General features: G+C 32.1%; 20 protein-coding genes. 11 read left to right on the top strand and 9 right to left on the bottom strand.

What is annotated here, in order from left to right:
* Nucleotides 1-5: 5 nt before the first annotated feature.
* The 3 genes from gap to BMY33_RS02255 all read right to left on the bottom strand — a co-directional run bounded on the left by gap (nt 6) and on the right by BMY33_RS02255 (nt 2,684).
* Nucleotides 6-995 carry a type I glyceraldehyde-3-phosphate dehydrogenase gene (gene gap, locus BMY33_RS02265; protein ID WP_091404950.1) on the bottom strand — a complete coding sequence of 330 codons (990 nt, stop codon included), beginning with the start codon at nt 993-995 and terminating at the stop codon, nt 6-8.
* Nucleotides 996-1,073: 78 nt separating this feature from the next.
* Complete coding sequence (locus tag BMY33_RS02260; protein ID WP_091404948.1) at nt 1,074-1,754, bottom strand: DUF2461 domain-containing protein; 681 nt, start codon at nt 1,752-1,754, stop codon at nt 1,074-1,076.
* A 45-nt stretch (nt 1,755-1,799) separates the two neighbouring features.
* Nucleotides 1,800-2,684, bottom strand: coding sequence for a dienelactone hydrolase family protein (locus BMY33_RS02255; protein WP_091404946.1), 885 nt, complete (start codon nt 2,682-2,684; stop codon nt 1,800-1,802).
* Between the two features lie 294 nt (nt 2,685-2,978).
* On the opposite strand from BMY33_RS02255, the gene epsC reads away from it, so the two are divergent.
* The 4 genes from epsC (at nt 2,979) to recQ (ending at nt 7,338) form a co-directional block, all read left to right on the top strand.
* Complete coding sequence (gene epsC, locus BMY33_RS02250) at nt 2,979-3,770, top strand: serine O-acetyltransferase EpsC (protein ID WP_091404943.1); 792 nt, start codon at nt 2,979-2,981, stop codon at nt 3,768-3,770.
* Entirely contained in the window at nt 3,770-4,654 is an 885-nt protein-coding gene (gene cysM, locus BMY33_RS02245; RefSeq protein WP_091404941.1) for a cysteine synthase CysM, read from the top strand. Before epsC ends, cysM begins: the two co-directional genes overlap by 1 nt.
* A 114-nt stretch (nt 4,655-4,768) precedes the next feature.
* Nucleotides 4,769-5,140, top strand: a complete 372-nt coding sequence (locus tag BMY33_RS02240) for a VOC family protein (RefSeq protein ID WP_091404939.1) — start codon at nt 4,769-4,771, stop codon at nt 5,138-5,140.
* A gap of 83 nt (nt 5,141-5,223) precedes the next feature.
* A complete protein-coding gene (recQ, locus tag BMY33_RS02235) occupies nt 5,224-7,338 on the top strand; it encodes a DNA helicase RecQ (protein WP_091404937.1) in 2,115 nt (704 codons plus the stop codon).
* 151 nt (nt 7,339-7,489) lie between these two features.
* Here the strand turns inward: recQ and BMY33_RS02230 are convergent, their stop codons facing one another.
* The 3 genes from BMY33_RS02230 to BMY33_RS02220 are packed head-to-tail and all read right to left on the bottom strand — an operon-like array spanning nt 7,490 to nt 10,070.
* Nucleotides 7,490-8,623: a flavin-containing monooxygenase gene (locus tag BMY33_RS02230; RefSeq protein WP_091404935.1), complete on the bottom strand. Its 1,134-nt coding sequence runs from the start codon at nt 8,621-8,623 to the stop codon at nt 7,490-7,492.
* Nucleotides 8,624-8,629: 6 nt separating this feature from the next.
* Nucleotides 8,630-9,277, bottom strand: a complete 648-nt coding sequence (locus BMY33_RS02225) for an MOSC domain-containing protein (RefSeq protein WP_091404932.1) — start codon at nt 9,275-9,277, stop codon at nt 8,630-8,632.
* 4 nt (nt 9,278-9,281) lie between these two features.
* Nucleotides 9,282-10,070, bottom strand: coding sequence for a tRNA pseudouridine synthase A (locus BMY33_RS02220; RefSeq protein WP_091404929.1), 789 nt, complete (start codon nt 10,068-10,070; stop codon nt 9,282-9,284).
* 152 nt (nt 10,071-10,222) lie between these two features.
* Here BMY33_RS02220 and BMY33_RS02215 point away from each other — a divergent pair, with 152 nt between their 5' ends.
* From BMY33_RS02215 to BMY33_RS02205, 3 genes are all read left to right on the top strand, one after another.
* Nucleotides 10,223-10,600, top strand: a complete 378-nt coding sequence (locus tag BMY33_RS02215; RefSeq protein WP_091404927.1) for a LysM peptidoglycan-binding domain-containing protein — start codon at nt 10,223-10,225, stop codon at nt 10,598-10,600.
* 311 nt (nt 10,601-10,911) lie between these two features.
* A complete protein-coding gene (locus BMY33_RS02210) occupies nt 10,912-14,226 on the top strand; it encodes a reprolysin-like metallopeptidase (RefSeq protein ID WP_091404924.1) in 3,315 nt (1,104 codons plus the stop codon).
* Nucleotides 14,227-14,432: 206 nt separating this feature from the next.
* Nucleotides 14,433-14,753, top strand: a complete 321-nt coding sequence (locus BMY33_RS02205; protein WP_091404922.1) for a hypothetical protein — start codon at nt 14,433-14,435, stop codon at nt 14,751-14,753.
* A 34-nt stretch (nt 14,754-14,787) separates the two neighbouring features.
* On the opposite strand, the gene cmk is transcribed toward BMY33_RS02205, so the two are convergent.
* Together cmk and porQ are read right to left on the bottom strand one after the other, a co-directional pair.
* Nucleotides 14,788-15,486, bottom strand: a complete 699-nt coding sequence (gene cmk / locus BMY33_RS02200; protein ID WP_091406062.1) for a (d)CMP kinase — start codon at nt 15,484-15,486, stop codon at nt 14,788-14,790.
* 2 nt (nt 15,487-15,488) lie between these two features.
* On the bottom strand, nt 15,489-16,505 hold the full coding sequence (porQ, locus tag BMY33_RS02195) for a type IX secretion system protein PorQ (RefSeq protein ID WP_342028411.1): 1,017 nt from the start codon (nt 16,503-16,505) through the stop codon (nt 15,489-15,491).
* Between the two features lie 343 nt (nt 16,506-16,848).
* Between porQ and mreB the strand changes: the two genes are divergently transcribed.
* From mreB to BMY33_RS02175, 4 genes are all read left to right on the top strand, one after another.
* Nucleotides 16,849-17,883 (top strand): rod shape-determining protein, encoded by a 1,035-nt coding sequence (gene mreB / locus BMY33_RS02190; RefSeq protein WP_091404918.1) that lies wholly within the window; start codon nt 16,849-16,851, stop codon nt 17,881-17,883.
* Nucleotides 17,884-17,962: 79 nt separating this feature from the next.
* Entirely contained in the window at nt 17,963-18,274 is a 312-nt protein-coding gene (locus tag BMY33_RS02185) for an ArsR/SmtB family transcription factor (RefSeq protein WP_091404915.1), read from the top strand.
* Nucleotides 18,275-18,315: 41 nt separating this feature from the next.
* On the top strand, nt 18,316-18,912 hold the full coding sequence (locus tag BMY33_RS02180; protein WP_091404913.1) for a short chain dehydrogenase: 597 nt from the start codon (nt 18,316-18,318) through the stop codon (nt 18,910-18,912).
* Between the two features lie 90 nt (nt 18,913-19,002).
* Nucleotides 19,003-19,788, top strand: a complete 786-nt coding sequence (locus tag BMY33_RS02175; protein WP_091404911.1) for a PhzF family phenazine biosynthesis protein — start codon at nt 19,003-19,005, stop codon at nt 19,786-19,788.
* Nucleotides 19,789-20,435: 647 nt separating this feature from the next.
* Here the strand turns inward: BMY33_RS02175 and BMY33_RS02170 are convergent.
* The gene (locus BMY33_RS02170) at nt 20,436-21,950 is read right to left on the bottom strand and encodes a DEAD/DEAH box helicase (protein ID WP_091404909.1); all 1,515 of its coding nucleotides are present in this window, start codon (nt 21,948-21,950) and stop codon (nt 20,436-20,438) included.
* Nucleotides 21,951-21,985 lie beyond the last annotated feature (35 nt).

The following is a 21,985-nucleotide window of genomic DNA, read 5'->3' as shown; positions in this document are numbered from 1 at the left end:
ATAGATTACAATTCTAAAATTTGTCTAATCATTTGATTTGTGAATCCCCATTCGTTATCATACCAGATCATAATTTTAACTAAATCCCCATCTACTACTCTTGTCATAGAAGCATCTACAGTAGAAGCAAATGGATTCATTTGTATATCCGAAGATACAATAGGTTCATAAGTTACATCCAACACTTTAAGATATCTATCAGTTTCGGCCTCTTTTAGGAGTATTTCATTGATCTCTTCAGCAGTTGTATCTCTTTCAGCTATAAATGTTACATCACTAACAGAACCTACTGGTACCGGAGTTCTTACTGCTATACCATCAAATTTTCCTTCGAACTGAGGTAAAGCTTTTGTTGTTGCTATTGCTGCACCTGTAGAGGTTGGAGTAAGATTAACTGCTCCTGCTCTACCCATTCTAGGGTTCTTTTTTGATGGTGCATCAACCAAGGTTTGCGAAGCTGTATACGCGTGGATGGTATTTAATATTGCTTTTTTAATTCCAATAGTTCTCCCTAAGATTTCTACAACAGGACTAATATTATTTGTCGTACAACTAGCACAAGAAAATATAGCCGTTTTTCCATCTTCCGTATTTACACCATGGACTACTGTTGGTGTATCTTTACTTTTTGTAGGGCCAGAAATCACAACATTAGTAGCGCCGGCTTTAATATGCTTTTCTGCATCTTCTCTGTTCGTAAAGAAACCTGTACTTTCTATTACTACATCAATATTATTTTCTTTCCAAGGAAGTTGTTCCGGATCCCTCTGATTAAAATATAATACCTTCTTGCCATCTATATGTAAATGATCTTCATGAATACGTACTTCTTTATCATAAATACCATAAACACTATCGTATTTCAGAAGATATTGTGCATTATCAATTGACATTAAATCATTCACTGCTACCACTTCTAAGTTTGGTTCTTCCATAATTACTTTAAGTGCAGCTCGTCCAATCCTTCCGAATCCGTTTATTGCTATTCTTTTCATATTTTATTTTTTGTTGGGTTTAAAATGTGGTTAAAACTATAATTTGATAGTCGTTTAAACCTAATTAAAATTACATCACTAATCAATTAAAGACACCCCATTTAAATCAGTAGTTAACACATCACTCATATAATCAAAATACGGTCTTAATAAGCCATAGTGATATACCAGTTTTTCTAAAAAATCATTAGCAAACACCTCTTTATCTGTAAATTTATGTTCAACAAAAAATGATTTGTTTTTAATCAAATCAATTGATGGGTGATCTTTACTAAATCCCTTGGGTGCGGTTTTCACTTGATATCCTGTATTAAAACCTCCAAATGCTTTTTTGAAATCTGGATGATCCAAAATATCTCTAATTTCTTGATCATCCATTTCGAACTCCTTTCGAATTCGCAATAAATCTTTAGGTTCTGGACTAAAAAAACCACCAGCCATGCGAGAATTACCAGGTTCTAACCTCAAATAATATCCTCCTCTACGATGTGCTCCTGCTCTACTAAAACTAACGCTTCGGTGAACATTATAGGGAGTTTTATCTTTACTAAAACGAACGTCTCTATTAATTCTAAACACTTTGGTCTTCTCTATCTCATCTTCTTCATTTAACTTTTCCATCACTGAAGCATAGAACGCTTTTAGTTCCTTCTCGTTAGATTGATACCGTTTTTTATGTTCTTGCATCCAATCCCTGTGATTGTTTTTTTTTAGATCTTTTAAAAACTCGAATGCCAATTCAGGAATTCTAACCTGCATATGTTTTGATTTAATTATTATATCTTTAATTTATTGAACCGAATACTATACTAACTTTTCTTTAAAAAATTGTATCGTGCGACTCCAAGCCAACTCTGCAGCTTCTTTGTCATATCTTGGCGTACTTGTATTATGAAAACCATGATTTACTTCTGGATACGTAAAGGCCTGATACTCTTTGTTTTCTTTTTTAAGAGCTTTTTCATATTCGGGCCAACCTTCATTGACACGTTTGTCTAGGCCTGCAAATTGTAACATTAACGGAGATTTTATTTTATCAACATCTTCTTTGGGCTGACTTCCATAAAAAGGAACCGCAGCAGCTAAATCTGCTATTTTTACCGCCATCATATTAGAAACCCATCCTCCAAAACAAAATCCTACCACTCCAATTTTGCCATTGCATTCTTGATGTTGTTTTAGGTATTGATATGCCGCTGTAAAGTCTTCTAGCATTTCACTTCGATCTCGTTTTCTTTGTAATGTTCTTCCTTCATCATCATTACCAGGATATCCTCCTAATGGAGATAACGCATCAGGTGCAATAGTAATAAAACCATCTAGCGCTGCTCTCCTTGCGGTGTCTTCTATGTAAGGATTTAACCCTCTGTTTTCGTGCACTACTACAATTCCACCTAATTTTTGTTTTATATCCTTAGGTTTAGACAATAACGCTTTTATTTCTCCTCCGCCTTTTTCCGAGTTATACGTAATATAACTAGAATCCAATTGAACATCATTTTTATCAACTATCAAATTATCCTTATAATTAGGCATTAAAAAACTCATTAAAGAAGGAATTGTAATTCCTCCTACAGCATAAACACCCAACTTTTCAATAAACTCTCTTCTCTGAATCTTACTATGTGCATACTCATCATATAAATTGAATACCTCCTGCTTAATATCTTCCTTTTTGAGTTTTTTCATAATTTGTGTTATTGTTGTTTGATAAATTAAGATTCTTTCTTGTATGCACTTTATTACGAGCTATATCGACAAAAAACAATAACTGTAGATCTAGTTTTTTGTAAATCCTTATAAAGGTAATTCATCTTTAAAGAATACCAAACCGTCTTATCTTTTTAACCAAATTTTATGTATTACTATGAATTCTGACCATTCTTTGTTATTATTATTGTAAAAATGTAAGTATTTGTATTTAAATAAGACTTCTCTATTTCTTTATTCTATATATTTACTAGACTTTTCAAAATAGGCACAATGACTAAAGAAAGAGAACAAATTATAGCTAAGATTGAAAAACAGAAAAAGAACCCTAATCTAAAGCTAAAACTTAAAGAGAGAACTGAGTATTTCACTAACCTTCTTTTCTACACTTTATTTGATTCTGACACAGAAGTGGAGAAAAATATTGATCTACTCGAACAAACCTTTGAAGAGTTAGTGGATCTTGCCTGTTGGGAAGTGGAAAGACCTTGTAGTAAAATATGGCACTCTTATTTAGAAAAACTACCAGAAATTTTACAAAAACTGAATAAAGATGCAGATTCTTTTATGAAAAGTGATCCTGCAGCTAATTCTATTGAAGAGGTTTATCTCGCATACCCTGGATTTTATGCCATTGCGATCTATAGATTAAGTCATGAACTATTAAAATTTGGATTGCCTCTTATCCCTAGACTTATGACAGAGTATTCCCATAGATTAACAGGAACTGATATCAATCCTGGTGCAGAGATTGGTGAATCATTTTTTATTGATCACGCTACAGGAATTGTCATTGGAGAAACTGCAATTATTAAAAACAATGTAAAGATATATCAAGGAGTAACTCTTGGTGGTTTATATGTAGATAGAAAGCTTCGCAATGTAAAAAGACATCCAACTGTAGAAGATAATGTTACCATTTATGCAAATGCAACTATCTTAGGTGGCACTACTATTATTGGCGCTAATAGTACTATTGGAGGTAACGCTTGGATTACTTCTTCTGTGCCGGAAAATTCGATTATATCAAATACTTCAGAAATAAAGATTAAAAAAGTAATTTAATGTCTCATAGCATTCTAGACCTTATTGGAAATACGCCTTTGATAAAGGCTACTTCCCTAATTGACAATCCCGATATTATATTATACCTTAAACTAGAAGGACATAACCCTGGCGGGAGTGTAAAGGATCGCGCAGCATATAACATGATCAAATCCGCATTAGACCGTGGAGATATCGATCAAAATAGTAAGTTGATTGAAGCTACTAGTGGAAACACAGGTATTGCATTAGCAATGATTGCTGGTGTTTTTAAACTAAACATCGAGTTAGTAATGCCGGAAAACTCTACTAAAGAACGTGTTCAAACTATGCGAGCATATGGAGCAGAAGTAACATTAACTCCTGCAGATGTTGGTATTGAAGGAGCTCGTGATTATGCCGAAGCAAAAGTAATAAACGATGGATATGTTATGCTTAATCAGTTTGCTAATGACGATAACTGGAAGGCACATTATAAAACTACAGGTCCAGAGATTTGGCGAGATACAGGTGGGAAGATTACTCATTTTGTTTCCTCTATGGGAACTACCGGAACTATTATGGGAACTTCTACTTATTTGAAAGAACAGTCTAAAAACGTTCAAATTGTAGGTGTACAACCAACTGATGAATCTAGAATACCAGGAATACGAAAATGGCCAAAAGAATACCTTCCTAAAATATTTAACCCTTCAAAAGTAGATCAAGTTATAGAAGTTAGTCAGGAAGAGGCTACAGAAATGGCAAAAAGGTTGGCAAAAGAAGAAGGTGTGTTTTCTGGTATGAGTAGCGGAGGATCTGTTACTGCAGCCTTAAAACTAGCAGAAACTATAGATAATGGAGTTCTTGTGGCAATTATATGCGATCGTGGAGATCGATATTTAAGTTCTGATTTGTTTTTGTGATAAACATTTTAATGCTTAACAACATCTAATTCATCTGTTACAAAAGATAAATTATCATATTTATAATAAATAGAAATTTCATTAATTTTATGATCAACCGCAAAAAACATAAAAATGAAATTAGGAGCATTTTCTATCAGTCTAAATGTAAAAGATATTCATATCTCAAAAGAATTTTATGAGAACTTGGGATTTGAAGTATTTGCAGGAGACATAAAAAGCAATTATTTGATAATGAAAAATGAGAACACGCTTATTGGACTTTTTCAAGGAATGTTTGAAAATAATATTATCACTTTTAACCCTGGATGGGATCAAGAAGCTAATAAACTTGAAAAATTTAACGATGTAAGAGAAATTCAAAACCACCTTAAAAATAAAAATGTAGTACTGCAAAAAGAGGCTGATGAAAGTACTGGCGGACCAGCAAGCGTTTTATTAACTGATCCAGATGGAAATACAATTCTGCTTGATCAACATGTATAAAGTTTCAACAGATAATCGATTTTATATTTAAGGTCTAAGTAGTATCATTTATTTTTTGAAAGCTTTTTCTTTTCTTTGCATTTATGCCAGATCAAAAACAAATTTTAAGTACGCTAAAGGAATATTTTGGATATGATAGCTTTAGACCTTTACAGGAAGATATTGTAAATTCTATATTCAATGGTTATGATAATGTTGTTATAATGCCTACTGGTGGTGGAAAATCTATATGTTATCAATTACCAGCCTTATTACTTCCTGGCATTACTTTAGTGATTTCTCCATTAATAGCTCTTATGAAGGATCAGGTAGATGGATTAAAAGCTAATGGTATACAAGCTGCATTTGTAAACAGTAGTCAGAATGAAAATGAACAGCAAGAAATTTATCAAAAACTCCTGAATAAAGATATTAGATTGCTTTATGTAGCTCCAGAAAGCTTAAGTTTTTTAGATTCTTTATTATCTCAGATAGAAATTAGCTTAATAGCTATTGACGAAGCTCATTGTATTTCCTCTTGGGGTCATGATTTTAGACCGGCATATACACAGTTAGGATATCTAAAAAGTCGATTTCCTGATACACCTTTGATCGCATTAACTGCTACAGCTGACAAAGCGACTAGACAAGATATTTGCCAACAACTTAACATTACAAATGCTACACAGTTCTTAGCCTCTTTTGATCGTAAAAATTTAAGTCTAGAGGTTCGTCCCGGAAATAAGAGAATTGAGCAAATAATTAATTTTCTTGAAAATAAACCTAATGATTCTGGTATTATATACTGTTTAAGTAGAAAGACTACCGAAATGTTAGCCGAAAAATTACAGGGTCAAGGATTTATAGCAGAAGCATACCACGCTGGAATTCCTCATGAAAAAAGAGCTAAAGTTCAAGAAAGTTTCATAAACGATAGTGTTCAAATTGTATGTGCCACCATTGCTTTTGGGATGGGAATTGACAAATCTAATGTGCGATGGGTTATTCATTATAATTTACCAAAAAACATTGAGGGATACTATCAAGAAATCGGTCGTGCAGGAAGAGATGGATTACCATCAGCTACACTACTCTTTCATAGTTATGCAGATGTCGTACAATTACAAAAATTTGCTACTACATCGGGTAACCAAGAAGTACAGATGGCAAAATTAGACAGAATGAAGCAATATGCGGATTCGCTAAGTTGCAGAAGGAAAATATTACTTAGTTATTTTGGAGAATTAATTGAAGAAGATTGTGGTAATTGCGATGTATGTAAAAACCCTCCTAGTTTCATTGATGGAACCATAATTGCCCAAAAAGCGCTATCTACGGTTGCTAGAATCAAGGAAGAAGAACCAATAGGAACAGTAATAGATGTGCTAAGAGGTGCTCAAAATGCTATTGTACTAGATAAAGGATATCAACGCATAAAAACATATGGTATAGCAAGTGATATTTCTTGGAGAGATTGGCAACAATACATTATACAGTTAATTAATCAAGGATATATAGAAATTGCTTTTCATTTAAATAACAAATTAAAACTTACTAAGCTTTCGAAAAAAGTACTTTTTGAAAATGAAAAAGTACATCTTGCTAATCTTACAGAATTAGAAAAGATAAAAGAAAAGACTGTTCTACAGACTAAAAAAGTTTCATCTAATACTTTATTTGATAAACTACGAGAGTTACGATTAAATCTTGCTAAAGAAGCTGGTATTCCTGCTTATCAAATTTTTAATGATGCTACACTAAAAGAAATGGAAAAAGTAAGACCTATGAGCGATGATGAATTTATGCAAATCAGCGGTGTTGGAAAAATGAAAATGCAAAATTATGGATATCAGTTCATTAAAACAATTATCGATTTTTCCGCCGAAAAAACCAAAAAGAAGAAAACTAATAAAAACAAAGGAAATTCACATAAAGAAACTCTGAATTTATATAAACAAGGGTTCTCTATTGAAGAAATCGCTCAAGAAAGAAAACTCGCACAGTCAACTGTTTTTTCTCACATAATGAAGTTGTATAACGATGGTGAAGACATTGATTTAAAACAATTTGTTAGTAATACAGATATTAACTCCATAAAAAAGGCCAAAGAAACTTTGGGTAATCCTGATACACTAAAACCTTACTTCGAGCATTTTGAGCAAGCAATGGATTATAATACTATTAAACTAGCTCTAGCAGTTTTAGAAGAACGCAACTAAAATAATTACAGAGGTAATTTTATAAGTCCACTAATAAATGTTTATTATCCCTTTAGGATTAATAAATCATACAATTTTTAAATCCATACTAAGTATTGTACTCTATAATAACGTTATAGGTTTTTCTAAATTAAATAAGAATCAAACACTGTTATTTATTACCTTTCATAATTTCTAATACGATTGTTTTAGAATCAGTTACAATGGTACCTAATATCCCTCCAAGTTTATAATTATCAAAACCTACAAAATACAACCCCTTGTGCATTCCATCTGCAATGACTTTTTTAGGAATATTATATTGATCTAACAGTTCATCAGTGTTTTCAATAAAATCACTTATTTTGGCTCTATAACCCGTAGCTAAAAGAACAACATCGAAATCTAATTTAATATCATTTTTTAACTGCACTCCATTTGTATAAAATGATGTAATATCTCCAACTACTTTGATTTTGTTCGACTTAATCTGTTTAACAGTACCTAGATCTATAACAGGTGTCTTTCCCGTTTGTCTTAAATGATCAATTGGATCTTTAATAGAAGATAAAATCCCGTATTTAGAAAGGTCACCAATAACAACTTTACGTACTTGTTTACCAATCCATCTTCCTAAACCAAAAGGTAACCTCTCTAGTTTTCTTGCTGTGAGCTGCACAGAACGACCATTAATATCTCTAGGCACAATAAGAAGAGGACTCCTGACAGAAATGCTTACATCAATATTATGTTCGCTTAGATCCAGCGCCAATTCGGCACCAGTATTTCCCATACCAACCACAAGTACCTTCTTACCTATAAAAGGTTTCGCATTTTTATAATTTCTACTATGGATAATCTCTCCATTAAAATTCTCTTGATTTTTCCAAATAGGTAAGAGAGGAACTCTATTCACTCCTGTAGCCACTATCACATTATCTGCCTGATAGTTTTGTTTGTTTGTTTTTACTAGCCAATGGCCATTTTCTCGCTTTATGGATTTTACTTCTAAATTAAACTGAGGGTTGATATTAAAATGTTTTGCATAAAACTCATAGTATTGAGTCAATTTAGCTTTAGGAACATATCTGGGATATTCTTTAGGAAATTCTAAATGAGGTAAATACGAAAGCTCTTTTACCGTATGTAACAGAAGTCTATCATAGTGATGATGCCAACTCCAAGCAATCTTATTTGTTTTTTCAATAATTTCAAAAGAAACATTTTGTTCTCTAAAACGTCCTGCAACTGCCAATCCAGCGGGGCCAGCACCAATAATTAAGTTTTTGACTATCCTAATGCTCATAGTTTATTAAGAAATCGAGCTTCCATATCTATTTAGAATATTCTTTTTATTATTCGGAGTAACAAAAGGATCATTGATTGCTTTCTTTGCTAAAGCCTCATGAGAATTTTGATCATAGAATAACTTATACATATCTTGAATTGATATTCCATCTGTATGTATTTCTTTTGGTATAAGTATATCATCTATTTTAACGATACCAGGAGTTAATACTCTAAGATACACTCCAGGTATTAGTGCTTCAATAAATTGTTTTAATATGGTTTGAGTTCCAAAACGAACTCCTAGTTTATAACAAGGTTGTCGAGGTTGCGAAACTTGTACCAATGCTTCTCCTAATTTATAAATACTACCAATATTAATTATCCGTTCATCAAGCCCTAAGATGGTAAGGTTTTCACCAAACATACCATAATCCCAATCAAGATTAGGATATTTTTCCTTCCAATACGGATAATGTTCTGCCGCGTATAAATAACAAGCTTTATCTACACCACCATGAACACGTCTATCAACGACATGATCTCCTTTTACATCTTCTGTTCCTAGAAAAATTGGTTGATCTATTGGATGTTTATAAATACCAGTTTTAACCTCTTTTCCTCTCCAAGAAATTGTTTTTGCCTCCCCTATGTTAGTGGATATTACTTTCATTTAATTAATCTTTTAATTGTACAGCATTTAAAATTAACCCAGAACCTGGAACAATATGCTCTAAAATAATCTCTTCTTCATTAGGATTCAATGTTTTTTTAATAAAATTAACGTCAATTTTACCTTTCCCTAAATCCAATAACACTCCCATCATCAATCGTATTTGATTTCTTTTAAACCCTTCGCCTTTTACCTTCAAAAAATAACTAGTCTCTGGAAAAAAACTTGCTGTATACAATGTATTCTTTATGATTTCACATGCTATTATTTCACCATGCAAAACAGTTTTTTCGTTAGGTCTATGACAATAAGATCTAAAGTTATGCTTTCCTTCGAATAGTTTTGCAGCTTTGATCATACTATCAATATCTAAGTCCTCCATAACATTATACATGAAAGGAGCACTAAATGGATGAAATTTTTTCCCAAAAGAAAACAAGTATATATATTCTTTAATCTTAGGGTGCTGTATAATATTAAAATGCTCATTTGTCTCTTGTATACTAATTCCCCTAATATCTTGTGGTAAATTTTGATTAAACAACTCAAAAAAATCCTTTAAGATAAGTGGGTTATGATCAACAAATAATTCGACATAAGCTTCATTAGCCGACACCTTAGCATCTGTTCTTCCGGCAGCTAATACTTTGAAATCTTTTGTCTCTAACACATAATTAATGGTTCGTTCTACCATTCTTTGTAATGTATTGACGTTAGGTTGTTTCTGCCACCCATGATATCTAAAACCTAAATATTGTAGTTGAATAAGGTAATAGTATCGTTTTCTAAACATATTTATATTTATTTAAAAGTATTCGAATATAGATAAATTATGTATTTCATCGATAAAAAGATGTTTTTTAATGAGTAAATAATATAAAACCAACTCTATAAATTATTATATTTGAGTAAATCTAATTAATAATTTAAAAAATCAACTTAGTTATGGTTAAAGCAAAATATCAAGACGTTTTGGATCTAGGACAAGAATTAAATATCCAAAATGGTGATGTATCCGAAGAAAATGGTGTACTTAAAGTAAAAGGAACTGCTAACACTCAATACGAGAAAAATCAACTTTGGGATAAAATAAAAGAAATCGGTGGCGAAACTCCATCTGATATTGAAGCTAATATTGATGTTGCAGATGCTTCTGTATACCATAGACATACCGTAAAAAGTGGTGAATCATTAAGTAAAATAGCAAAGCATTACTATAAGGATCCAATGAAATATAAGGAAATCTTTGCAGCCAATACTCATATCTTGAAAAATCCAGATGTAATTCACCCAGACCAAGAATTAATTATCCCTAACTTATAAGAACGATAGATAATTTTCTTACTATACTATATGAAGATCGCTTTTAAGCGATCTTTTTTTGCTTTCCTATTACTCCTCATATACTAATCAATCAAGAACCCATTACAAATTACTTAATAATTTAACAATATCAATACGATTAATTTACCACTAAAAAGAACCTGTGAATTGAGTATTTTACATTAAAACCTACTATATATTACCAATTTTAATACAATTATTAACTAAACATCATTTTAATGTTAACTATTTCACAAAAATTATGAAAATATCTCTACTTTTGAACCCACTAACTCAATTTATTATTAATTATGAAAACACGATTATCTTTAATCATGGGCTTATTCATGATAAGTCTCTGTTTTGCCCAAAACCCATGGACAAAAACAAACACAAATCTTAAAAGTTCTAATGTTATTTCAACAAAAAAGAACTTACCAACGAACACTCTTTTCACGTTAGATGTAAATAGTATTCAGAAAATACTTGCTAATTCTCCATTAAGAGGAAAATCTACTCAATCATCTACTATCATTCCATTGCCTAATGCAGACGGAAGCATGGAATCCTATAGAGTATTTGAAGCTCCAGTATTTAGTGATGAACTTGCTGCTAAATATCCTGGAATTAAATCCTATTCAGGACAAAGTATTGCGGACCCTACTACAAGAGTAAGGTTTAGTATGTCTCCATTAGGACTGCAAAGTATGCGCTTAAGTAATGGGGCTACAGTATTTATAGAGCCTATTTCTACAGATGGTACTACGTATACAATTTATACTAGAGACCAAAAATCAGATACAATTAAGAAATTTGAATGTTTAGTTGATGGAGACACACCTAATCTGAGCCAGTCCACTTCATCAAATATGAAAAATGCTGACGATAGCACTTTAAGAACATACCGTTTAGCTGTTTCCACAAATGGTGAGTATACAGAATTCCATGGAGGAACTAAAGCTGGTGCTTTAGCAGCTATCAATACAACTATGACCCGTGTAAATGGTATTTTTGAAAGCGATTTTGCGGTTACAATGGTTCTTATAGGAAACACTGATGATGTTATTTATACTAATGCTAATACAGATCCTTATACCGGTAGTTTTAACAGTCAACTTCAATCAACTTTAACAAATGTTATTGGTGAAGCAAATTATGACATCGGGCATTTATTTGCAAAAGCAGGTGATAATGGTAATGCTGGTTGTATTGGTTGTGTTTGTGTGAACGGAAGTAAAGGAAGTGCCTTTACTTCTAGAAGTACTCCGATAGGTGATGCTTTTGATGTAGATTATGTAGCTCATGAAATTGGACATCAATTTGGAGCTAACCATACATTTTCAATTAGAAATGAAGGTACTAATGCTCATTTTGAGCCAGGAAGTGGAACTACTATTATGGGATATGCAGGTATAACAGGTGCTACAGATGTTCAACAGAATAGTGATCCTTATTTTCATTTTTATTCTATTGAGCAAGTAACTAACTATGTGAAATCTACAAGCTGTCAAACAAACACTAATACTGGTAATGCTATTCCAACTGCTGATGCAGGATCTAACTATACGATCCCAAGAGGAACCCCTTTTGTGCTAGAAGGTCAGGGTTCAGATACTAATTCTGGTGATGTGCTTACATATTGCTGGGAACAAAGAGATGAAAACAATGCATCTTCTACATATCCAAGTGTTACGGGAACATCTGGTGTAGCATTTAGATCTTTTAACCCTTCTATCTCTAATAAAAGATATTTTCCGAGATTAGAAACTGTAAAGACCGGAGCTACTTCTTGGCAATGGGAAGCTATTCCTAACGTTACCCGAACTCTAAATTTCAGACTAACCGTAAGAGATAATAAAGCGGGTGGTGCTGGAAATAATAGTGACGATATGAGTGTAAATGTTACAGCAAATGCAGGACCATTTATAGTAAATACACCTAACACCAATGTTAGTTGGTCAGCAAATGCCAATGAAACAATAACTTGGGATGTAGCCGGAACTACTGGAAATGGAATTAATGCTTCTAACGTAGATATTTTGTTATCTACAGACGGAGGAGATACTTATTCTATCGCATTAGCAACTGGAGTACCAAACGATGGTTCTCATAATATTACGGTTCCTAATGTTCAAGGAACTCAAAATAGAATTATGGTTAAAGGTTCTGGAAATATTTTCTTTGATATTTCTAATACTGATTTTGAAATTTCTGGTGTAGTAACTCCAGACACACAAGCTCCTTCTACTCCATCCAGTTTAACAGCTTCTAACACGACAAGCAGTTCTACTGATCTTTCTTGGAATGCTTCTACAGATAATGTTGCTGTTACTGGATATGATGTTTATAGAGGTGATACTGTGATTGCAACAGTAGCGAGTGCATCTTATACAGCTTCTGGACTATCGTCAGAAACAGCATATTCTTTTAGAGTTAAAGCTAAAGATGCTGCTGGAAATGAATCAAATTTTAGTAATACCGTAAATATTACTACTGATGCTGGAACTCCTAATACAGGTTGTACAGGAGGAATTTCTTCATTTCCTTATAGTGAAGGTTTTGAAAATGGATTAGGAAATTGGTCTCAAGCTACAAGCGATGATATTAATTGGACTAGAGATTCTAATGGTACCCCTTCACGTAACACAGGACCGTCTAGTGCTGCTGAAGGATCTTTTTATATGTATATTGAAGCATCTGGAAATGGAAATGGATATCCGAACAAAAGAGCTATTTTAAACTCTCCTTGTTTTGATCTAACTGGAACCAATCAAGCCACATTTACTTTTCAATATCATATGTATGGTAATAGTATGGGAACATTAACTCTAGAAGGAAGTAACGATAATGGTGCCACTTGGACATCTTTATGGTCTGAATCTGGTAATCAAGGAAATTCTTGGCAAAATGCGAGTGTTGATCTAGCAGCATTAACCGGTTCTGGAGTTCAACTTAGATTTAATGGCATTACTAGTTCTTCATGGGCTGGTGATATAACAGTTGATGATATTAACTTAACTACAGGTACTATAACACCTCCTTCTTGCACTGATGTAACTTTATCTATAACATTAGATAACTATCCAGAAGAAACAAGTTGGCAAATTACCAATAGCAGTAACCAAGTAGTAGCTTCTGGAGGAACGTATGCTTCACAACCTGATGGTTCTACAATTTCTATTACCGAATGTCTGGATGCTGGATCATATACATTTACCATTAATGATTCTTATGGTGATGGAATTTGCTGTTCTTATGGAAATGGTTCATATACATTAACCGCAGGAAGTACAATTTTAGCTTCTGGTGGATCTTTTGGAGGGTCCGAATCAACTACATTCTCGGTTGGTGGAACTGCAAGAGGGCCAGAAATTGAAAGCTTTACAACCACTAACGCATTACAGATAGGTGCATATCCAAACCCTATCCAAACAAATGGGTATTTAAATGTAATTGCACCTAATTTAAACATCAATTACAATCTTTATGATCTAAGAGGAAGAAGAGTATCTAATGGAACGGTAAATAATAAATCAATAAATTTACAAGGAATTCAATCTGGATCTTATATCCTTTCTTTAGATATTGAAGGAAAACTATCCAATCACGCAATTATTATAAAATAAGAAAACATCAATTTTAATATTTTCAAAACCATCAAAACAATTCGTTTTGGTGGTTTTTTTTAAATAACACTGGTAATCAACAAAATACAGAAACACATTTAAAAAAATAATTCTTAGTGTTTATTAGAAAATACTCTTTAGAAATAATAAATTGTTTAACTTTGAGGTTTTACCGTAAACACACCCCGCCAAAACTATACATAATTATGAAATCAATTTTATTTTCATTCTTTCTAGTAATTGCTTTTTCTGGCTATGGGCAAGTTCTATCTAAAACCAATATCATATATGAGTCTAAAAAGACCGTGGTAATGAATAATGGTAAAGAATATAAAATACTAAAAGAAACTCCTTTATATGCCGTTTCTGACACCACAATTCCTTTACGATACAAGTTTAAAGACAACCTTCTAATTCTAAACAGAGTTCTTTTAGTTAAGGAAGAAAATACGTCTAAAGAGTTAATAGAATGGACTAAAGGAAAAATGTTATTCTATGAACTTAGAGAAGTTGAAGACTACAAATAAGCTTTTTCCTAAAACATCTAATTATCAACAACTACTAACTATTTATTTTAGTTATCGTTTTTTTAGCAATATTAAGGATTTGATCAAATTGTTCTACAAGAGTTAAATTAGAGTTATCTATTTTTATTGCATCATCAGCCTTACGAAGAGGTGAATCTTTTCTTGTACTATCTATATGATCCCTATTGACTACGTTTTTCAAAACATCTTCATAAGTAACATCTTCTCCTCGCTCAATAAGTTCCTTATACCTGCGTTCTGCCCTATCTTTGGCCGTAGCTGTCATAAATAACTTTAACTCTGCATTCGGAAAAACAACTGTACCAATATCCCTACCATCCATTACTATACCACTATTCTTACCCATTAATTGTTGTTGTTCAACTAATTTTCTACGAACAGATGATATTGCAGCTACAGGACTAACTTGTCTGGAGACTTTTAAGGTTCTAATTTCCTTTTCTACATTAACATCATTTAAAAAAACTTCTGCTAGACCAGTGCTAGAACTTACTTCGAATCTAATATTAATCAAATGAAGGTTCTTTGCTAACGCATCTTTATCAAATTGATTTTCATCAATAAACCCTTGTTGCATAGCATATAAAGTAACTGCTCGGTACATAGCACCAGTATCAACATATATATACCCTAATTCTTTGGCTAATTGTCTTGCAACTGTACTTTTACCAGTTGAAGAATATCCATCTATTGCTATTATTATCTTACGAATCACTATTGAAGATTTACGTTTACACCAAAAGTACTAGAAGAAGCTGCAGAATTATAGCGGGCATAAGAATAAGCAAACCTAAACTTCCCTAGTTTTAAAGAAAAACCACCACTAAGTCCCGCAAAAGATCTTTGATCTTCTATTCTCAATTCTTCCGATCTTCTAAAATTATATCCCAAACGAACATTAAAACCACTTTCTGGAAAAAATTCTAATCCAACCACAACATGGCGTAATGCATTATTAATAAAACTAGGATCATCGGCCTCTACATTACCCTCAAGATCGGTTATATCACGAGCCGGATTTCTAAAAGCCACATCCCAAATCTGAAGGTTTTCCAATGTTAAATTCCATCTAATGGGAACATTTTTTAAGGTTTGAGCAAACCCCATGTCTACAGATAAAGGTAAATCCTCCCTAGTATTATCATAGGTAGTAAATTGAGTACCTAAATTACGAACTGCAAAACCAAAATCAAATTTCGATTCCGGATTATGATAAATCAACCCCAGGTCTAATGCACCTCCTAAAGAACTATACTCCTCTAATTTTGAAGAAATAAATTTTCCGCTCGCACCAACATGAAAATTTGAATTCGGAATTGTATATCCATATCCTACGGAAACTGCTACCTCTCCGGCTCCAAAATCTCCAGTTTCATTTCCAAATTCATCAAAACCATCAAACTTACCATAATTGATATAAGTAATTCCTGCATGAAATACTCTTTGTTTTTCTCCAAAAGCCTTTGCATATGATACAGATCCATAATTAACATCAGCAATATAATTTACATAATTTACAGATAATTGGTTATCCATTTCAATGTTAATCGTAGCTGGATTAAGCATTGCTGAAGTAGGGTCCATATTATAACCAGTAACATACTTACCTCCAAGCGCAGCTTGTTTTGGCGAAGAAACCAAATTTAAAAATTGATAAGTGTACCTACCTCCTATCTGTGAATAGGTCAATGTGGTAAGAAAAATGATTACCAGAAATATGTATTTACGCATCATTAGCAGCAAAAATAAAGGAAACTATCTGGAAAACGATAGTTAGTGACAAAAATTTTATCCGACAACAAATAAAACATATTTGACTACCAAAAATCCCCACTATGAAGAAGTTACTAATACATATAATTATATAAAAACTAAAATATCTAAATCAATGAAATAACATCTTCTGATCTTTAATCAAAAACATAAAATATTGATTATCATCACTATAAAACAAGTACAACAATATAATATGTATATGAGAGTTATAATGAATTAGCAACCCTAAAGTATAAAATCATTTAAGAAAAATGATTTATTTATACAATGCTAATCGATACTAACTTAACACACAAACATGGGCTTTTTTGACTTTTTAAACAATAAGATAGCCGTAGATCTAGGTACAACTAACACATTAATTACTCATAAAGGTAAAATAGCAATAGACGCTCCTTCAATAATAGCAGTTAACAAAATTACTGGTAAAATAATAGCCGTTGGAAAGGAAGCAAGTTCAATGCGAGGTAAAATTCATAAGAATATTAAAACTTCCTATCCTTTAAGAAATGGTGTCATTGCTAATTTCGATTTATCAGAAAAGATGCTTAAGATTCTGATTAAAAAACTATCAGATATAAGTAGTGCATTTTTTATTAAATCTTACAATATGATTATCGCCATTCCTTGCGGTATTACAAAAGTAGAAATGAGAGCGGTAAAAGAATCTGCAAGACGACTTAATGCTAAAAAAATATATTTAATCTCTGAGCCTATGGCTGCAGCTATAGGAGCAGGAATCGATGTATTACAGCCTAAGGGCCATATGGTTATTGATATAGGTGGAGGTACTACCGAAATAGCTGTGATAACACTTGGTGGAATTATAGCAGGAAAGTCTGTTAAAATTGCAGGGAACGTATTTAACAATGACATCACGCAATATGTAAGAGAAAAACATAATTTACATATAGGAGAAAGTACGGCAGAAAGTATTAAAATCAAAATTGGTTCGGCAATTGATACTTTAGAAGAACCTCCAAAAAAAACTACTATACAAGGAAGAGATATGTTAACAGGTAAACCTAAACAAGTATATATAACATATAAAGAAATATCTAAGAGTCTTGATAAATCCATAACACAAATAGAAAACTCAGTATTAGATACTTTATGTGATATACCACCAGAAATTTCTGCAGACATCTACAAAACTGGAATCTTTTTAACTGGAGGTGGATCAATGCTTCGTGGTCTGGACAAGAGATTTTCGGCAACAACCGAATTACCTGTCTATAAAGGTGATAATCCATTAGAAGTAGTTGTTAAAGGAAGTGATATTGTTCTAAAAAATCTAGATAGATATACCAATGTTCTAATCAAGAACATATGAATTATAGTAAGTTTTATAAAATTACTGTAATTTAAATGACTAATACATATTTATAAAATTAAATATGTATATTTGATCTGTGAATAAGGAACAAGTATTAGAAATAAACAAAGCATTGGCTAATTTAACAAGATTAGACATTCTAAATTGGTTAAAAGATCCAGAATCAAACTTCCCACCCCATTCCGAATTAGGTCATTTTGATTTTGGTGTATGTGGGCAATTTATTAAAGATAAATCTGGATTATCACAACCAACTATTTCTCACTATTTGGCAGTTATGAACAAAGCTGGACTTATAGTACCAACAAGACATGGAAAATGGACGTATTTTAAAAGAAACGAAAAAGTTATTCAAGAATATATTAATGAAATAAGATATAATCTATAAAAAATTTAAAAATACATATTTATAAAATCAAATATATAATTATGAAAATATTAGTAATAGGATCAACCGGAACAATAGGCAAAGAAATTTACAAATCACTTCAACAACATCACGAGGTATATGGCGCTCATAGAAACAGCTCATCCTTTCCTGTTGATATAAGTAATAAAGAATCTATAGAATCTCTTTTTAACAAACTACCTAAACTAGACGCTGTTATTAACGCCTCAGGGACAGCATCATGGAAATCACTTTCAGATCTTAAAGAAGAAGATTATTATATCGGAATCAAAAGCAAGTTAATGGGACAGGTTAACCTAGTACACGTAGCAAAAAATCACTTAAACGATTATGGCTCAATCACATTAACCACCGGAATTCTCGCTGAACATTACGAACCAAACGCAGTAGCTTTATCATTGGTTAACGGAGCAATTCATAGTTATGTCAATACTGCGTCTAAAGAACTAGATCGAGGCATTCGTTTAAATACTGTTGCACCTGGTGCGATATCAAGTGATTTCCCTAAAGACAAAAAATTCGCCGGCTATTTCCCTGTAGACATCAAAGATGTCGTAAAAATATATGAGTATTCATTAACAACTAATAATACAGGTCAAATCCTTAAAATTTATTGAATAATAAAATAAAAAACTGACATTAAACTATCTACAACAACATATCAATTATAATTATCTCACTACAAATCATTAAAAAACTACAAACTCATGAAAATTCCAATATATCAAATTGATGCTTTTACACAAAAACTCTTCGGAGGAAATCCAGCAGCTATTTGCCATTTACCTCATTGGTTAGATGATAAAACTCTATTAAACATTGCTATTGAAAACAATCTATCAGAAACTGGCTATTTCGTAAAAAAAGATAATATCTATGAAATTAGATGGTTTATGCCTTATGCAGAAATTGATTTATGTGGACACGCAACTTTAGCCGCTGCTTTTGTAATTTTCAATTATGTAGATACCTCTATAAATGAAATAATTTTTTCTTCTAAAAGCGGTATTCTTAAAGCTAAAAAAGAAGAGAATAATACAATTACTTTAGATTTCCCTTCTAGACCACCAAAACCAATTGAAATTCCTAAAGAAGTATACAAAGCTTTTAAATCGAACCCCATAAAAGCATATGGAGGAAGAGATTTAATAATCACTGTTGCCTCTGAGGAAGACGTTTTAAATGAAGAACCTACACTAGATGTATTAAAAGGACTCCCCTATCTATGCACCGTTATAACAGCTCAGGGGAATACATCGGATTTTGTGTCGAGAGTATTTGATGCAAACCTTGATATACCATTAGAAGATCCTGTAACAGGATCTGCACATGCTGCTTTAGTCCCATTTTGGGCAGAAAAACTTGGAAAAACAAAACTCAAAGCTCATCAATTATCTAAACGAGGGGGTGAATTAGATTGTAGAGTTGAAAAAGATAGGGTGTTTTTAAGTGGATATGCTGTACCGTATTTAATTGGAGAAATAGAAATATAGTTCTATCAATTAAAATAAACATTCGAGAATAGTGAAATAATCTCGAAACAGACAATGGATCTACATTAAAAGACCTGAAAAATTTGTTGATCAGAATCATTACACATTACAAGAAAATACAATAACAATTATAGGTTTGTAATCAGGAAAAGTATTACTAAAATCTGTTTATTTCAGTGTAGATCCTTATATCCGAATCCAACAATCAAAAAGCAATACATAGGAGAATCCACATCCACTAAACACGATCTAAAAAACTATAACAGATATCTACAAAAGGAATAGATATATACTACGATAATGTAGGTAGAGATATAACAGATACTGTTTTTGATCATATCAATATCAACGCTCGAATAATTATCTATGGACAGATATCACAATACTCAGGTGGGCTATACACACCACAAATAGCTGATCCCTAGCTTTTTATTTACAAAAAAAAGCAACTATCCAAGGAGTGATTGCCAGAGGCTATAATAATAGAATGGATGAATTGCTTCTAGAAATGACACCTTTGGCGCAAAACGGTTTAATTAAGATATCAAGAAACTATTTATAAAAGGATTTATAAAGTTAACTAAAGCACTAAACATATTATTTTTGGCTAAAACAATGGAAAAATGATTGTAAAAGCCTAAATACCGTTATAAAAACATCTGATTAATTTTAGATCTCAATTTCCTTCCATAATCTTCCTGTAACCAATCTCTATAATTTTTAGTGCTTTTACTAATACAATAAGAATATCTCCGAACACGATACTCTATATCATGGTCTAATAGTTTACTAAGAATTCGAGCATCAAAAACATCTTCACTATTTTCTGCACACATCTTAGCATGCTGCTCTATAGATTTTTCCAAAACACTTTTGCTTCGTAATCCATACTTTTTAGTATTCGCATACTCCGCCTCTATATCAAAATCTATATCACTAGAATTACTAAATTCTTTCCTTATTTCTTCTGGCATGACGTATTTAAAATTACGTTCAATTTCATCATCACTAACCAGACTTTCATAATAAAAATCAGGAGATCTAAATATTGTTTGCCAGTCGATCTCTCCATTCCACAAACCAAAACGAGCAGTATTATTACCCATATCTATAATAGAAAATTCTGATTTTTTTGGTAATATTCTTGACCCTCTACCAATCATTTGAAAATAAAGTGTTAATGATTTCGTAGCACGGTTTAGAATAATTGTCTTTACAGTAGGTTCATCAAAACCGGTAGTTAATATACTGACTGAAGTAAGAATTGCATTATCCGTGTACTTAAACCACCTTAGAATATCAGCTCGTTCTTGCTTACTATTCGTATTGTCCAAATGTCGTATTGGATATCCTGCTCTATTAAAAACATCATATACCTGAATAGATGTATTAATACCGTTGTTAAAAATCAATGTTTTCTGACCTTTTGCTCTTTCCTCATATGCCTTTAGCAATTTATCTTGCATAAGTGCATTTGTATACAAATCTTCTGAAGACTTAACAGTATAATCCCCATTCATTCCAATTTTCAGAGAACCAAGCCCTACATCATATGTATAAGTAACTGGTTTAGCTAAAAACCCTTTTCCTATTAGAGAAGTGATCGTATCTCCTACTATTAACTCCCTATAATTATCCTTCATAGGAAGTTTCATATTAGAACTTAAAGGTGTGGCAGTAACACCTAGAATAAAACAAGTATCAAAAAAGCGAAATAATTTTCTAAAAGAATTATAATGAGCCTCATCTATAATAACCATTCCCACATTATCAATCTCTAATTGGTCATCATTAAGACGATTATTCAGTGTTTCTACCATTGCTACGAAACACATAAATTCATTCTGATCTTCTAATTTTTTTACATTACTATTAATGATCTTATTCTTTACATTAAATTCTGTAAGCATATTAGATGTCTGATCACAAAGCTCAATACGATGTGTAAGAACTACTACTTTTTTCTTAGTAGTTTCAATATATCTTCGAACAATTTCAGAAAATATTACAGTTTTACCTCCACCTGTTGGCAATTGATAAAGTAAATTATACTTTCCGGAAAACTCTTGCAAACGCCCAAAAATCTTGTCGATATCCCTAGCCTGATAATCGTATAAAACTTTTTGTTCTTTTTTTTCTATTTCAGAGGGATTTACCCGCATTTGCTATTGATTAAAAATAAGCTACAAAATTAAGC

The organism is Aquimarina amphilecti (genome assembly GCF_900109375.1).
GTDB classification, from domain to species: domain Bacteria; phylum Bacteroidota; class Bacteroidia; order Flavobacteriales; family Flavobacteriaceae; genus Aquimarina; species Aquimarina amphilecti.
This window is presented reverse-complemented; position numbering and strand designations above follow the sequence as displayed.

What these genes read in the sequence shown, in the direction of transcription:
- gap (WP_091404950.1), bottom strand. Translation starts at nt 995, where the DNA reads ATGAAAAGAATAGCAATAAACGGATTCGGAAGGATTGGACGAGCTGCA.
- BMY33_RS02260 (WP_091404948.1), bottom strand. Translation starts at nt 1,754, where the DNA reads ATGCAGGTTAGAATTCCTGAATTGGCATTCGAGTTTTTAAAAGATCTA.
- BMY33_RS02255 (WP_091404946.1), bottom strand. Translation starts at nt 2,684, where the DNA reads ATGAAAAAACTCAAAAAGGAAGATATTAAGCAGGAGGTATTCAATTTA.
- epsC (WP_091404943.1), top strand. Translation starts at nt 2,979, where the DNA reads ATGACTAAAGAAAGAGAACAAATTATAGCTAAGATTGAAAAACAGAAA.
- cysM (WP_091404941.1), top strand. Translation starts at nt 3,770, where the DNA reads ATGTCTCATAGCATTCTAGACCTTATTGGAAATACGCCTTTGATAAAG.
- BMY33_RS02240 (WP_091404939.1), top strand. Translation starts at nt 4,769, where the DNA reads ATGAAATTAGGAGCATTTTCTATCAGTCTAAATGTAAAAGATATTCAT.
- recQ (WP_091404937.1), top strand. Translation starts at nt 5,224, where the DNA reads ATGCCAGATCAAAAACAAATTTTAAGTACGCTAAAGGAATATTTTGGA.
- BMY33_RS02230 (WP_091404935.1), bottom strand. Translation starts at nt 8,623, where the DNA reads ATGAGCATTAGGATAGTCAAAAACTTAATTATTGGTGCTGGCCCCGCT.
- BMY33_RS02225 (WP_091404932.1), bottom strand. Translation starts at nt 9,277, where the DNA reads ATGAAAGTAATATCCACTAACATAGGGGAGGCAAAAACAATTTCTTGG.
- BMY33_RS02220 (WP_091404929.1), bottom strand. Translation starts at nt 10,070, where the DNA reads ATGTTTAGAAAACGATACTATTACCTTATTCAACTACAATATTTAGGT.
- BMY33_RS02215 (WP_091404927.1), top strand. Translation starts at nt 10,223, where the DNA reads ATGGTTAAAGCAAAATATCAAGACGTTTTGGATCTAGGACAAGAATTA.
- BMY33_RS02210 (WP_091404924.1), top strand. Translation starts at nt 10,912, where the DNA reads ATGAAAACACGATTATCTTTAATCATGGGCTTATTCATGATAAGTCTC.
- BMY33_RS02205 (WP_091404922.1), top strand. Translation starts at nt 14,433, where the DNA reads ATGAAATCAATTTTATTTTCATTCTTTCTAGTAATTGCTTTTTCTGGC.
- porQ (WP_342028411.1), bottom strand. Translation starts at nt 16,505, where the DNA reads ATGCGTAAATACATATTTCTGGTAATCATTTTTCTTACCACATTGACC.
- mreB (WP_091404918.1), top strand. Translation starts at nt 16,849, where the DNA reads ATGGGCTTTTTTGACTTTTTAAACAATAAGATAGCCGTAGATCTAGGT.
- BMY33_RS02180 (WP_091404913.1), top strand. Translation starts at nt 18,316, where the DNA reads ATGAAAATATTAGTAATAGGATCAACCGGAACAATAGGCAAAGAAATT.
- BMY33_RS02175 (WP_091404911.1), top strand. Translation starts at nt 19,003, where the DNA reads ATGAAAATTCCAATATATCAAATTGATGCTTTTACACAAAAACTCTTC.
- BMY33_RS02170 (WP_091404909.1), bottom strand. Translation starts at nt 21,950, where the DNA reads ATGCGGGTAAATCCCTCTGAAATAGAAAAAAAAGAACAAAAAGTTTTA.